Source organism: Brevundimonas sp. FV1ye29L (genome assembly GCF_058681095.1).
This window is the reverse complement of sequence record NZ_CM178730.1, coordinates 1,805,376-1,818,340: the sequence shown is the minus strand read 5'-3', so window position 1 is coordinate 1,818,340 and position 12,965 is coordinate 1,805,376. Positions and strand designations below refer to the sequence as shown.

Sequence of the window (12,965 nt, the reverse complement as noted above, 5' to 3'; positions counted from 1 at the left end):
GGGGTCCGGACGGGGGGAGATCATGTCCAGATCCCTGATGGATCACCACGACGTGGAACTGGCCGCCCTGGCGGCGGCCGGCGGGCGGCGGGAGTTCGGCGAACTGGTGCGTCGGCACGGCTCGGCGGTGCGCGCCCTGCTGCGCCGGATGGGCGCCCAGCCGGCCGAGGCCGACGACATTGCGCAGGACGCCTTTCTGACGGCGTTCCAGCGCTGCGCCGAATTCCGGGGCGAGGGCACCTTCGCCGCCTGGGTCAAGCGGATCGCCGCGCGCCTGTACATCAAGCGCAAAGCGAAGGACGCCCGCTATGTCGAGGAATCGGCGCTGGAAGAGGCCGCGCCGATAGTCGATCGCGGCGGACTGGTGGACCTGGACGAGGCGCTGAAGATGCTCAGCCCCGTGGAACGCCTCTGTGTCTCCCTGTGTCATGGCGCGGGGATGTCCCATCCGGAAATTGCGGCCGCCATGAATCTGCCGCTGGGAACGGTAAAGTCTCATGTCAAACGTGGTCTGGATAAGCTTCGTGCGCGGCTTGCGCCCGGGCGGGTCGAGAACGGGAGGGTTCTTCATGTCAGCGGATGAGTTCGACGCCAATATCGAACGGCTGTTCGCCCGGACGCCGCATATGGCCGACGCCTCGATTTTCGCCGACACGGTGGAGGCGCGGCTGAACTCCGGCTCGCGGGTTCGCGCCATGGCCCTGACGGCGGCGGGTCTGATCGGCGGCGTGTTCGCGGTACGCGAAAGCCTGAACCTGGACTTCACCCTGTCGTCGGCAGGCTCGCCGGCGCGCGTCCTGGGGCAGGGGATCGAGACCGCGGGCGGCAGCACCGGTGATCTGGTCGGCGCCATGGTTGAGCATGTCGGCTTGTCCGACATGGCGTTTGGCTCCATGGGCGGCATGCAGCTGTTCTGGATTGCGTCGGCGGCCCTGGTGGCCATGGCGGCGGTCGGGATCGTGAAACTGTCCCAGGAGGTCTGAGTGTCCAGCCAGAAGCAGGAAGTCGTCCGGCGCATCGCCGCGCCCGATATCCAGTCGCGCAAGAACGGCGAGCCGATCGTTTGCCTGACGGCCTATGATGCGCCGACGGCGGCCCTGCTGGACGACCACTGCGACCTGCTGCTGGTCGGCGACAGCGTCGGCATGGTGGTGCACGGCCTGCCCAACACCGTCGGGGTCACGCTGGAGATGATGATTCTGCACGGCCAGGCGGTGATGCGCGGCTCGCGTCGGGCCATGGTCGTGATCGACATGCCGTTCGGCTCCTATGAGGGCGGCAAGGAACAGGCCTATGAGAACTGCGCCCGGGTGATGAAGGAAACCGGGGCCCAGGCCGTCAAGCTGGAGAGCGGCCCGACGGTGCCGGAGACCATCGCCTATCTGGTCCAGCGCGGCATTCCGGTCATGGGCCATGTCGGGCTGAGGCCGCAGGCGGTCCTGACCGAGGGCGCCTTCAAGGCCAAGGGCCGCACGGAGGACGGACGGCTTCGGGTCATCGCCGAGGCCGAGGCCACCGCTGACGCCGGCGCCTTCGCCGTGGTCATCGAGGGCACGGCCGAGGCGGTCGCCGCCGAAATCACCGCCGCCATCGACAAGCCGACCATCGGCATCGGCGCCTCGGCCGCCTGCGACGGCCAGATCCTGGTCACGCCCGACATGCTGGGCCTGTTCGACTGGACGCCGAAATTCGTACGGAAATACGCGGATCTGAGAACGGAAATCGACCGTGCCGTCGGACAATACGCCGCCGATGTGAAGGCCCGCCGTTTTCCTGCCGAAGTCGAGACCTATTTCTCGAAAAAGCCGGTCGAGTCCTGACCCCTCGCATTGCGGTCCTGGTTCATCGCTGGGGGTTCCTCTCGTGGGGGTTACCCACTAGGGTCCGCGCCGGTTTTGCAAGATAGAGTTGGGGCGACGATCCGTGGTTGATGTCTTCGAGCAGGTCGAGGAGGAGCTCCGCTCCGACCGGTACAAGCGGCTCGCCATGAAGTGGGGGCCGGTGCTCGGCGCCGTTCTGGCCGTGGCCCTGATCGCCACCCTGGCGTGGTGGGGTTGGGACTCATACCAGACCAGCCGCGCCGACAAGGCCTCGGTCGCCTATGCCCGGGCGCTGGAGGCTGTAGAGGCCGGGAATACGGCAGGCGCGGAAGCCGCCTTCGTAGAGGCCGAAAAGGCCGGCAACGCCGCCTACAAGGCTCTGGCCCTGCAACAGCGCGCCGGTCTGGCCGTGACGGCTGACAATCTGCCTGGTGCGGTGGAACTGTTCGACCAGGCGGCAAAGGCTGCGCGGGATCCGCTGCTGGCGGATCTGGCGCACTACAAGGCCGCCCTTTTGCTGATGGACACCGCCACCCTGGCCGATATGCAGGCGCGGCTGGAGCCCTTGACGAAGGAGGGCCGCCCCTTGCGCCCCTTCGCCCAGCAGGCCCTGGCCATGGCCAATCTTCAGCACGGCAAGACGGCCGAGGCGCGCTCCGCCTTCGTTCAGCTGACCCTGGGGCAGGACGTTCCTGACGTCGTTCGCCAGTTCTCGCAGAGCGGCATCCAGGCCATCGACAGCGGCATCGCCGGCAATCTGAAGGCGATCACCGACCGGATGGCGCAGCTTCCGCCCGCCGCACTCCCTGGCGCGGCAGGTTCGCCGATGACCATGGCCCCGCCGGCGCCGACGTCCGCGCCCGCCCAATGACGACCGGTATTCGAAAGACCTCCATGACGCGTTTCCTCAAGGTCGCCCTGACATGCGGCGTGGCGCTGACCGTGGCCTCCTGCGCCGCCCAGCGTCGGATGTTGCCCTTTGGCCTCGGCGGCAAGGAAGAGGCGGGCTCGGTCGCGACCGAGGGTCAGCGAATCTCCGTCCTCAGCTTTGATCAGCAACTGGCGCCCTCGGCCGCCCTGTCGGGCCGCGACTTCTTCCTGCCGGGTCCGCAGGCCGTGACGTCCTGGCCGATGCCGGGCGGCACGACCGAGAACTCGGTCGAGCACGCCATCGCCGCCCCGAACTTCACCGTGGCCTGGAAGCGCAACATCGGCGCCGGGTCCGGCAAGACCCGCCAGATCATGGCGCCGGTCGTGGCCGACGGCGGACGGGTCTTCGTCATGGACGGCGAATCGACCGTCACCGCCGTCGACGCCGCGTCCGGCGAAGTGGTCTGGAAATCCAATGTCCGCCCTGACGAAACCGAGCGCGGCGCCTCCCGCCTCGGGATACTGCCCGGCGGCTCGCGTCCGGCCAGCGGTGGATTTGGCGGCGGCGTCGCTGTGGCGGGCGGCAAGGTCTTCGTCTCCTCCGGCTATCGCTCGATGACGGCCCTGGACGCCTCGACCGGCGCCGTGGTCTGGACCGTTCGCGTCGACGCGCCGATCCACGGGGCTCCGACCGTTGCAGGGACGCGCGTCTTCGTCGTCGATATCGACAACCAGCTGATCGCCTTTGACACCGCCAACGGCGAACAGGACTGGTCGTATCGCGGGATCGCCGAGCCGGCCCGGATCATGCGCGCCGCGTCACCGGCCGTGGTCGGCGACACTGTGATTGCGCCCTTCTCGTCTGGCGAGGTGACCGCCCTGCGGGCCACCAACGGCACGCCGGTCTGGCAGCAGGTTCTGTCGCGCACCAGCCGCACCAGCGCCCTGTCGGAGCTGCGCGATATCGCCGGTCGTCCGGTCATCAGCCGCGGCGTCGTCTATGCCGTGGGCCACTCGGGCGTCATGCAGGCCATGGACATCCGCACCGGCCAGCCGAAATGGTCCGTGCCGATCGCCGGGGTCAATGCGCCCCTGCCGGCCGGCGACGTGGTCTATGTCGTGTCCAAGTCGGGCGAACTGACCCTGATCAACCGGGAAACCGGCGCCGTCTACTGGACCCGCGACCTCAATGAAGGCCGTGTGCGTCAGGAGGGGGGCTTCCTCGGCTTCTTTGACCGCACCGTGCGGCCGGAATGGTCGGGTCCGGTTCTGGCCTCCAACCGGCTGGTTCTGGTCAATTCCGACGGCGAGGCCGTGGGCTTTGACCCGAAGACCGGACTTCAGTCAGCCTCCGTTCGCCTCGGCGCCCCCGCCTATGTCGCGCCGTCCGCCTATGAGGGCGCGCTGTATGTGCTGACCGACAATGGCGAGCTGGTCTGTATTCGCTGATCCGCATTCTCTGACGCGTTCGGACTGATTCTGGGATAGAAGGCCGACATGGCATTGAAGGTCGCCATTGTTGGCCGCCCCAACGTGGGCAAGTCCACCCTGTTCAACAGGCTGGTGGGAAAACGTCTGGCCCTGGTCGATGACCGGCCGGGGGTGACCCGCGACCGTCGCTATGCCGACGGCCATATCGGCGATCTGGACCTGACCCTGATCGACACGGCCGGGTTCGAGGACGTCACCGATGACAGTCTGGAATCGCGGATGCGCGAGCAGACCGAGGCTGCGCTCGAGGACGCTGACGTCCTGATGTTCATGATGGATGCGCGAGAGGGGGTGACCTCGCTGGACCGCATCTTCGCCGATCTGCTTCGTCGTCAGACCAAGCCCGTCATCCTTCTGGCCAACAAGGCCGAGAGCCGCGAGAGCGGCGGGGGCGTCGGCGAGGCCCATGGTCTGGGCTTTGGCGAGCCTGTCGCCATCTCGGCCGAGCACGGAGAGGGGATGGCGGACCTGTATGCCGCCCTGATCGCCGCCAGCGCCGACATCTTCATCGAAGAGGTCGACGAGCCGGACAAGCCGATCCGGATCGCCATCATCGGCCGTCCCAACGCGGGCAAGTCGACCCTGATCAACCGGTTGATCGGCGAGGACCGCATGCTGACCGGCCCCGAGGCCGGCATCACCCGCGACTCCATCTCGGTCGACTGGGAATATGAGGGCCAGAACATCCGTCTGGTCGATACGGCCGGGATGCGCCGCAAGGCCCGGGTCCAGGAAAAGCTGGAAAAGCTGTCGGTCGCCGACACCATCCGCGCCATCACCTTTGCCGAGGTGGTCGTCCTGATGATGGACAAGGACAATGCCTTCGACGTGCAGGATCTTCAGCTCGCCGATCTGGTCGAGCGCGAGGGCCGGGCCCTGATCTATGTGGCGTCGAAATGGGACCTTGAGGAGGAGCCCCAGGCGCGGATGGCCAAGCTGAAACAGATGGCCGACGACAAGCTGCCCCAGCTGAAGGGGTCGCAGTTCGTGGCCCTGTCGGCCCATTCGGGGCGAGGCGTCGAGCGGCTGATGCCGGCCGTGATGAAGGCCTATGAGACCTGGTCGGTGAAGGTGAAGACCAAGGACCTCAACGACTGGCTGGCGATGGCGACCCAGAGGCATCCGCCCCCCGCCGTCGACGGCAAGCGGGTGAAAACCAAATATATGGCCCAGACCAAGGCCCGGCCGCCGACCTTCGTGCTGTTCGCCAGCCGCGCCTCGTCCCTGCCGGACCACTATCTGCGCTATCTCACCAACTCGTTGCGCGAGAGCTTCGACCTGCCCGGCACGCCGATCCGGTTGAGCCTGAAGTCGAACTCGCCCAATCCCTATGCCGAGGGCGGCTCCAAGTCGGGCCCCGAACGCTACAAGGGCGACGCCAAGACGGCGCCCCGCCGCGTCCGCAAGGCCGAGAAGGAAGAGGCCCTGTCCAGCCTGCCCGGCAAGGCGCTGGAGCAGAAGAAGACCCGCGTCGCCAAACCCCGCGTCATCGGCGCGGTCAAGGCCTCGGCCTCCAAGAAGGCCGGCTCCAGCGTGGCGATCCAGAAGGGCGCCAGAGGCGGGGCGAGACAGGTGTCCCGGTCAGGCCGGGTCCGGACCGGGCAGAAACACGCGCCGAAGAAGTAGGCTGGAAGCTGTTCTGCGTCTTGTCGCTGTCAGCCTTCACGGTTTTCTTCGTTGGCAAGGCTGCGCAAGGTTTGATTTTGAGAAACAATGCGCAGGTAGAATTCGACCCTTCGTCGTCAACGACTGAGCTTGTAGCAGTTCAGCCGCAGAGTTTCAGTGAGCACCCTCCCTAAACCTAGATCTCACGCTCCGTTACAGAACGGCATGACCCTCAATGACCAGACGGCGCAAGCACGGGTGCTGCCGGTCACGACCTGACCATCACGCAAGTCACGGGCGGCGCCCGAGGCCACACGGTCGCGTTGGCGGTCGAACGCCCGGTACCATTCCTCGACCTGACGGTAGTGGTTCGGCATATTCCGGAAGTTTTGCGGGTTGGCGCGGGCAAAAGCCTCGTTCTGCCGCTGGAGGTCGCCGGACGCGGTGATCCGGGCGTCGCCAAAGTCATACCGGGGATTTTCCCGACGCGCCTGGTTCGCTGTAATTCTGTCGGCGGCGCCGCTTACCCGCCGGTCGTATTCGGCTTGGTATTCGGCGCTTGCCGCGGAGAGCAAGGCCTCAAATCCCTGATCGTCGAGCACACCGAAATCCACTTCGTCGGTCGTAGCCCAGGCACGATAGGTGTCGGAGCGACAGTTGAGCCAGGTCAACAGGGTGCGGGTGGGTGAGTTGCGCGCCGTAGTGAGGCAGGTTCGTGCCCGGGTCGCCGCGCTTTCAGATGACACCACGGCGGCGGCGGCCGAAATTTGCGTCGCAACCTCTCGCCACATCAGTCCATTGGCGCGCGCGACGGCGGCGTAGGTTTGCGACGTACTGGGCCGACGTATTCCGGATTCTGCCCATCGTTCACCGTCGTGGTAAAAGGTCTTGTATCCATCATTGAGTATCAGCGCGGCCGCTGCTGCGTGGGTCGGGTCACCCCAATAGGTCGCACGTACCGCGAGAGAATTTATCGCGACAGCTCCCATTACGGTTCTGTCAGCGGGCATGCGGTCCATGAACGCATTGATGAGCGGTGGAAGATATCGCCCCCCCTCCGTCGAGAAGACCAGCGTATTCGCAGCGGCCTGCCAGTCCTGCTTCTCGACTTGCTGAGCCGCCAGCGCAAACCTGCCGGGCACCAGTCCGCTTCGCAGTTTTGGATAGACGACCCCCGCAAGGATGCCCGTTGTGACGACATTTTCACCGCCGACGACAACGTTGCCTTCTCGCACCAGGTCGCCATAGAGATCCTGTACCCACTGCGGCATTTTCGCCCGATCGCTTGGGTAGACCATGTCTTGCAGGACATCCGTCAGCAGGTTGGGGCCGCCCCCATGTCCCATATCGATCGCCACCATCGCGTATGAGATCCGCAGATCGATGGGCACGAGGTTGACGGTGATGTTGGGATTGCTCCTGCCCCACAGCCGGATTTCCTGGCGAGTTTTGGGCCGGGTGATCTTGGCGTTGATCAGGCTGGCCGCACAGTTCAGGCAACCCCGCGACAGCCCGACGCTCCAGATGTGAAGGCGGGTCTGGTCATCTGCCGCATTGGCGCCCAACCAGTTATAAGCGGCCGGATTCAACGGAGCCGCGCGTTCAAACCAGATCGCGGCCTGCGCCTTGTCGACCGGAACACCACCCGATCCTGCCGCATAGATGTTGGCTATGTTGTACTCGCCCCTGCCTTCTGGAATGAGCGCGAGGTTCTGCGTCAAGAGGGCAATCGCCGCTGCACCATCGCCTGCGGCCTCCAAGGCCAAGGCGCGCTCTACCGCTTCCCTGGCAGGTTCGGGAAAGCTCGCCGTCAATCCCGCTGGGACGAATGCGGTGATTTCTGTATGGCCAAGGTCAGGGCGCCACATTTCTCCGGCGGGCACGACGGGAAACGGATAATCTCTATAGTCGATCAGTGTGCCGCCAAAGTCGTAGACCGGCTGAGATCGGGCCTGCGCCTGCGCCAAGGTTGGCGCACCGACACAACCTATGGCGAGCAGAAGACAACCCAGTATCGCCGCGAAGAGAGGCCTGCCGCTGTGGTGCTGTTGGCAATGGGGCATGATGTCGAACAAGGCGTGAGTGCTCCGATTCAGCCTGGGTCATCAAAAAGTTCTTTCTGAACTGAAACGTGAGCAGCAAGGTTCGTGATTCGAGTTTCGAATGACTGCGGTTCCACCGCCCGTAGCCAGCATCCATTTCAGATAACCCAGACTCCAAAATTGCCAGATATGATGACGCTCTCGCCCGAGATGGGCGTCTACACGCTGTGATTGAGCCGCGCTGACGTCACGCGATACAGACAAAACCTGATTCCAGCCCGCCGAGCAGATTCAGGATGTTCAACGGGGATCCGTTTTTGCTGCCGACAAGCGCGGAAGTCGGACCGAGCCTTCAGCCTCAGGACTACGCTGCGGTCGTCGGCCCTGCCTTCCATTCCCTGAAACTGACCGTCAGGGGCGGGGTCAGGTCGCCGCGCGCCAGCTCGACCACCAGAGGGCCGATTTCGGACGGATGCGGAAGGGTGTCGGGATCCTCTCCGGGGAAGGCCTGGGCCCGGATCCGGGTGCGCATCCGGCCGGGGTCCAGGATCGCCACCCGTACAGACGTGGTCTCGATTTCGTCGGCCCAGGACTTCATCAGGGCCTCGGCCCCGGCCTTGGTGGCGGCATAGGCGCCCCAGAAGGCCTTGGGGGCGGCCGCCGCGCTGCTGGTCAGATGCACCACACGCCCGGCGTCGGACAGCCGCAGCAGGGGCTCCAGCGAGCGGATCAGTCGATAGACGCCGGTCAGGTTGGTCTTCTCGATCTTGCTGAAGCCGCGCGGGTCGGCATGAGCCACCGGCGTCAGGCCGGAGGCGCCGAGGGTGGCCGCCGCCTGGACCCAGATGTCCAGCCGGCCAAACCGCTCGAAGATGGCCCCGCCCATCCGGTCGATGGCCCCGCCGTCGATGATGTCGAACGGGATCAGGGTGGCGTGCTTGCCCGTCGCGGCGAACATGGCGTCGTCCAGCGCCTCCAGCCCGCCCTGGGTCCGGGCGGCGGCGATGATGTGGGCGCCGGCCTTCGCCATGGCCAGGGCGCTCTCATAGCCGATGCCGCGCGAGGCCCCGACGACAAGGGCGATACGGTCTTTCAGGGGGAGGTCGGACATGGTGCGCTGATAGCGCGCCAGAGGGTCCGGTGAAAGCGTCAGTAGCCCTCGGCCGCCTGCCACAGGCTGAAGCTTGTGCCCTGGTCGTCGGAGACGACGACGGACAGGCCGGTTGTGCTCTCTGCGGGCATGGCCGACCGCCCGCCCAGTTCGACCACCCGCGCGCAGGCCGCATGGATGTCCTCGACGCGGAAATAGAGATGGGAATAGTCCGACTTCCGCTCGGCCTTGGAAAAGCCGAACGCCGGGTCGCTGTCGGCGACATGCGCATAGGTGGGACCGGACGCCCCCTCGTCGAAGGTCCAGCCGAAGAGCGCGCCATAGAAGGCCCTGGCCCTGTCGATATCCGGGATGTCGAGCGTGAAATAGCCGAGCTGGACCAAGAGTGTGGCTCCTGAATGATCAAGAACGCCCGCAGGCGGCGGGATCGCTCAAGCTTAAGCGGTCACCAGCAGGGAAAGTTGCCGCGCCACCGGATCGCGCCCACCGGCCTCGATTTCCCGATCGGTCAGCCGGGTCGGATAGTCGCCGGTGAAATAGTGGTCGGTGAACTGGGGCTGGTGGGCGTTGCGGCCGGTCTCGCCCATCGCCCGGTACAGGCCGTCGACGGACAGGAAGCCGAGGGTGTCGACCTCGAGGTGCTGGCGCATCTCCTCCATCGACTTGTTGGCGGCGATCAGCTGGTCCCGCTCGGGCATGTCGATCCCGTAGAAGTCGGGATAGAGGATCGGCGGGCTGGCCGAACGCAGGTGGACCTCCGTCGCCCCGGCCGCGCGCACGGCCCGGACCAGTTTCACCGAGGTGGTGCCGCGCACGATGGAGTCGTCGATCAGCACCACCCGCTTGCCGGCCAGTACGCCGCGGTTGGGGCTGTGCTTCATCCGCACCCCCTTCTGCCGGGCGCCCTGGCTGGGCTGGATGAAGGTGCGGCCCAGATAGTGGCTGCGGATGATCCCCATTTCATAGGGAATGCCGCTGGCGCGGGCATAGCCGAGCGCCGCCGGGACGCCGGAATCGGGGACAGGCACAACGACATCGGCCTCGACGGCATGCTCCTGCGCCAGGCCCTCGCCCATCCGCTTGCGCGCCTCATAGACCGAGCGGCCGTTCACGACGCTGTCGGGGCGCGAGAAGTAGACATATTCGAACAGGCAGGGACGCGCCTGACGGGTGGGGAAGGGCTTGAGGGACCGCAGTCCCTCATGGTCGATGACGATCACCTCCCCATGTTCCACATCACGGACGAAGGTCGCGCCAATGGTGTCCAGGGCGCAGGTCTCTGATGCGAGCACCCAGGCGTCGCCCAGCTGGCCCAGAACGAGGGGCCGGATGCCCAGCGGATCGCGGGCGCCGATCATCTTGGTGCGGGTCTGGGCCACCAGGGCGTAGCCGCCCTCGATCCGGGCCAGGGCGTCGATGAACCGGTCCACGATCCGCGCCTTCCGGCTGCGGGCGATCAGGTGAAGAATGACTTCGGAATCCGAAGTCGACTGGAAGATCGAACCCTCGCCGACCAACTGGTTCCGCAGATAGTGGAAATTGGTCAGGTTGCCGTTGTGGGCGATGGCGATGCCGCCCTGGTCCAGGTCGGCGAACATCGGCTGGATGTTGCGCAGGAAGCTGCCGCCGGCGGTCGAATAGCGGGTATGGCCGACCGCCGCCGGTCCCGGCATGCGGGTAGCCAGATCGGCGCCGCCGAAGGCTTCGCCTACCAGACCCTGATGGCGTTCGGTGTGGAAGCGCTCGTCGCGGACGCTGGCGATGCCGCAGGCTTCCTGACCGCGATGCTGGAGAGCATGCAGGCCCAGGGCGACGATCGCCGAGGCGTCGCCATCCGGCGCGCCCCAGACGCCGCAGACCCCGCATTCCAGGCGCGGGCGATCGTCATCCGCCTCGCGATGGTGCGCGCGGTGCACGACGGGATCGGAAATGACATGGGCGAGGCTGCTCATCGTGGGGCTCCGATGACAGGCGGAAATCTAGCGGGCGGCGGCAGGCGGCGAAGTATTGTCTGATTGAGGTTTCGGCAAGGCTTCATCGTCGGAAAAACCTCGGCGGACGGATGAATCGACGACGGGGGCGAGGGCGTCGGCGCCCCGGCCTATCCCCGGCAGGATGACCTGGATCGCCCGCGCCGCGCCGGCGCTGAGCGGCCGAAGGGTCGCCTCGCTGAGCCAGCGCGGCGTCCGCTCGCCCGGCAAGGCGGCGACGATGACCAGATGAATGGCGCCCAGAAGCACCAGGGCCCGTCCGGCGCCGATGAAGATTCCGAGGCCTCGATCGACGCCGCCCAGTTGCGGATGGGCCTGGGCCCGTTTCGACAGGGACGATCCGAGAATGCGGATGCCGAAATACAGAATGAAAAAGGTCAGGATGGCCGCAAAGATGGTCCCGGCCCAGTCGGGGTCGATCAGACCGCGTCCCAGCCGGGCTGTCACCGGCAGGCTGACCAGGGCCAGGAAGGCCGCCAGAACAAAGCTGAGCAGGGTGATGATTTCTCGCGTCGCCCCGCGCACCCAGCCTGCGGCGGCCGAGGCGAGGATCACCAGAATGGCGAAGGCGTCAAAGCCGGTCACGGTTGCGGGCGGTCCTCAGTGTACTGGGGGTCACCCATAGCGGCTTTGCGAGATTCGTTCGACCGCTTCCGTCAATCGCGACACCGATGTGATGGCCAGTCCGTCCCCCTTGACCGTCAGCGGCGGCGACAGCGCCTGATCGAACCCCAGTTTTCCGGCCTCGCGCAGTCGCGCCTCCGCCCGGCCGACGGCGCGCACCTCGCCCGAAAGACTGATCTCGCCGAAGACGACGCAGCCTTGGGGCAGGGGTTTGTCGGTGGCCGAGCTGATCAGGGCCGCCGCCGCCGCCAGATCGGCCGCCGGCTCGTTGATCCGCAGCCCGCCGGCGACGTTCAGATAGACGTCCTGGTCCCCGAAGCCGAAGCCGCAGCGCGCCTCCAGCACGGCCAGCACCATGGCCAGTCGCCCGGTATCCCATCCGACCACGGCCCGGCGCGGGGTGCCATAGGCGGATTTGGACACAAGTGCCTGCATCTCGACCAGAACCGGGCGGGAGCCCTCGATGCCGGCGAAGACCACCGATCCGGCCGCCCGGTCCTTGCCCTCGCCAAGGAACAGGGCAGAGGGATTGGCCACCTCGGTCAGGCCGGCGTCGCCCATCTCGAAGACGCCGATCTCGTCGGTGGCGCCGAACCGGTTCTTGCCGGCGCGCAGGATGCGGAAGGGATAGCCGCGCTCGCCCTCGAAACTGAGCACGGCGTCGACCATATGCTCCACCACGCGCGGGCCCGCGACCTGGCCGTCCTTGGTGACGTGGCCGACCAGAACGACCGCGACGCCCTGCGACTTGGCCAGCCGGACCATTTCGCCGGCGCAGGCCCGGACCTGGGTGACCGATCCCGGCCCGCTGTCGTGGGCGTCGGACCACAGGGTCTGGATCGAGTCGACGATGACGATGTCAAACGACTCGCGCTTCAGGGTCGCGAGAATTTCCCGGAGCGCCGTTGCTGACGCCAGCTGCACCGGGGCCCCGGCGAGGCCCATTCGTTTCGCGCGGGAGCGGATCTGTTCGATCGCCTCCTCGCCCGAAATATAGGCGACCCGCGCGCCCCGCAGGGCCGCCCTGCCGGCGACGTCGAGCAGGAGGGTCGACTTGCCCACGCCGGGGTCGCCGCTGAGCAGGATGGCCGAGCCGGGAACCACGCCGCCGCCGCAGACCCGGTCAAACTCGGTGACGCCGGTGATGATCCGCGCCGGCTCGGGCGTGTCCGATTGCAGGGTTTCGAACGTCAGGCCGCGCGATCGACCGGTTGTGGCGGGTTTCAGGGCGCCGGGCGGGGCGCTGCGGCTCTCTTCAACAATCGTGTTCCACTGGGCGCAGGCGGAGCACTGCCCCGACCACTTGCCGTGCACCGCCCCGCAGGACTGACAAACATATATTGCGCCATCTCTCGCCATAACGCCGGCTTACAGCATGCCGGGCGGGACGGGCAGGGGGCGGAAAGGGCGC

The 12,965-nt window shown here is 66.5% G+C and carries 12 protein-coding genes; 6 read left to right on the top strand and 6 right to left on the bottom strand.

Translation table 11 applies throughout. The features are described from left to right. Positions 1 to 22: 22 nt before the first annotated feature. The 6 genes from ACW17W_RS08890 to der all read left to right on the top strand — a co-directional run bounded on the left by ACW17W_RS08890 (position 23) and on the right by der (position 5,807). Positions 23 to 583 (top strand): RNA polymerase sigma factor, encoded by a 561-nt coding sequence (locus ACW17W_RS08890; protein ID WP_492076553.1) that lies wholly within the window; start codon positions 23 to 25, stop codon positions 581 to 583. Continuing rightward, positions 570 to 983 carry a hypothetical protein gene (locus ACW17W_RS08885; RefSeq protein WP_492076552.1) on the top strand — a complete coding sequence of 138 codons (414 nt, stop codon included), beginning with the start codon at positions 570 to 572 and terminating at the stop codon, positions 981 to 983. The genes ACW17W_RS08890 and ACW17W_RS08885 overlap by 14 nt, the downstream gene beginning before the upstream one ends. Further along, positions 984 to 1,820, top strand: a complete 837-nt coding sequence (panB, locus tag ACW17W_RS08880; protein WP_492076551.1) for a 3-methyl-2-oxobutanoate hydroxymethyltransferase — start codon at positions 984 to 986, stop codon at positions 1,818 to 1,820. A gap of 103 nt (positions 1,821 to 1,923) precedes the next feature. Beyond that, positions 1,924 to 2,691 (top strand): tetratricopeptide repeat protein, encoded by a 768-nt coding sequence (locus ACW17W_RS08875; RefSeq protein ID WP_492076550.1) that lies wholly within the window; start codon positions 1,924 to 1,926, stop codon positions 2,689 to 2,691. A gap of 23 nt (positions 2,692 to 2,714) precedes the next feature. Continuing rightward, positions 2,715 to 4,139: a PQQ-like beta-propeller repeat protein gene (locus tag ACW17W_RS08870; protein WP_492076549.1), complete on the top strand. Its 1,425-nt coding sequence runs from the start codon at positions 2,715 to 2,717 to the stop codon at positions 4,137 to 4,139. 48 nt (positions 4,140 to 4,187) lie between these two features. Next, entirely contained in the window at positions 4,188 to 5,807 is a 1,620-nt protein-coding gene (gene der / locus ACW17W_RS08865) for a ribosome biogenesis GTPase Der (RefSeq protein ID WP_492076548.1), read from the top strand. Between the two features lie 182 nt (positions 5,808 to 5,989). Here der and ACW17W_RS08860 read toward each other — a convergent pair whose 3' ends face one another. The 6 genes from ACW17W_RS08860 to radA all read right to left on the bottom strand — a co-directional run bounded on the left by ACW17W_RS08860 (position 5,990) and on the right by radA (position 12,913). Continuing rightward, positions 5,990 to 7,861, bottom strand: coding sequence for an SEL1-like repeat protein (locus ACW17W_RS08860; protein WP_492076547.1), 1,872 nt, complete (start codon positions 7,859 to 7,861; stop codon positions 5,990 to 5,992). 331 nt (positions 7,862 to 8,192) lie between these two features. Further along, positions 8,193 to 8,939: an SDR family NAD(P)-dependent oxidoreductase gene (locus ACW17W_RS08855; protein ID WP_492076546.1), complete on the bottom strand. Its 747-nt coding sequence runs from the start codon at positions 8,937 to 8,939 to the stop codon at positions 8,193 to 8,195. Between the two features lie 38 nt (positions 8,940 to 8,977). After that, positions 8,978 to 9,322 carry a VOC family protein gene (locus tag ACW17W_RS08850; protein WP_492076545.1) on the bottom strand — a complete coding sequence of 115 codons (345 nt, stop codon included), beginning with the start codon at positions 9,320 to 9,322 and terminating at the stop codon, positions 8,978 to 8,980. Positions 9,323 to 9,376: 54 nt separating this feature from the next. Then, positions 9,377 to 10,891 carry an amidophosphoribosyltransferase gene (gene purF / locus ACW17W_RS08845; RefSeq protein ID WP_492076544.1) on the bottom strand — a complete coding sequence of 505 codons (1,515 nt, stop codon included), beginning with the start codon at positions 10,889 to 10,891 and terminating at the stop codon, positions 9,377 to 9,379. A gap of 27 nt (positions 10,892 to 10,918) precedes the next feature. After that, the gene (locus ACW17W_RS08840) at positions 10,919 to 11,515 is read right to left on the bottom strand and encodes a CvpA family protein (RefSeq protein ID WP_492076543.1); all 597 of its coding nucleotides are present in this window, start codon (positions 11,513 to 11,515) and stop codon (positions 10,919 to 10,921) included. Positions 11,516 to 11,545: 30 nt separating this feature from the next. Continuing rightward, complete coding sequence (gene radA, locus ACW17W_RS08835; RefSeq protein ID WP_492076542.1) at positions 11,546 to 12,913, bottom strand: DNA repair protein RadA; 1,368 nt, start codon at positions 12,911 to 12,913, stop codon at positions 11,546 to 11,548. Positions 12,914 to 12,965 lie beyond the last annotated feature (52 nt).

Coding starts and splice junctions, on each gene's coding strand:
- ACW17W_RS08890 (WP_492076553.1), top strand. CDS start 23: ATGTCCAGATCCCTGATGGATCACCACGACGTGGAACTGGCCGCCCTG.
- ACW17W_RS08885 (WP_492076552.1), top strand. CDS start 570: ATGTCAGCGGATGAGTTCGACGCCAATATCGAACGGCTGTTCGCCCGG.
- ACW17W_RS08870 (WP_492076549.1), top strand. CDS start 2,715: ATGACGCGTTTCCTCAAGGTCGCCCTGACATGCGGCGTGGCGCTGACC.
- der (WP_492076548.1), top strand. CDS start 4,188: ATGGCATTGAAGGTCGCCATTGTTGGCCGCCCCAACGTGGGCAAGTCC.
- ACW17W_RS08855 (WP_492076546.1), bottom strand. CDS start 8,939: ATGTCCGACCTCCCCCTGAAAGACCGTATCGCCCTTGTCGTCGGGGCC.
- purF (WP_492076544.1), bottom strand. CDS start 10,891: ATGAGCAGCCTCGCCCATGTCATTTCCGATCCCGTCGTGCACCGCGCG.
- radA (WP_492076542.1), bottom strand. CDS start 12,913: ATGGCGAGAGATGGCGCAATATATGTTTGTCAGTCCTGCGGGGCGGTG.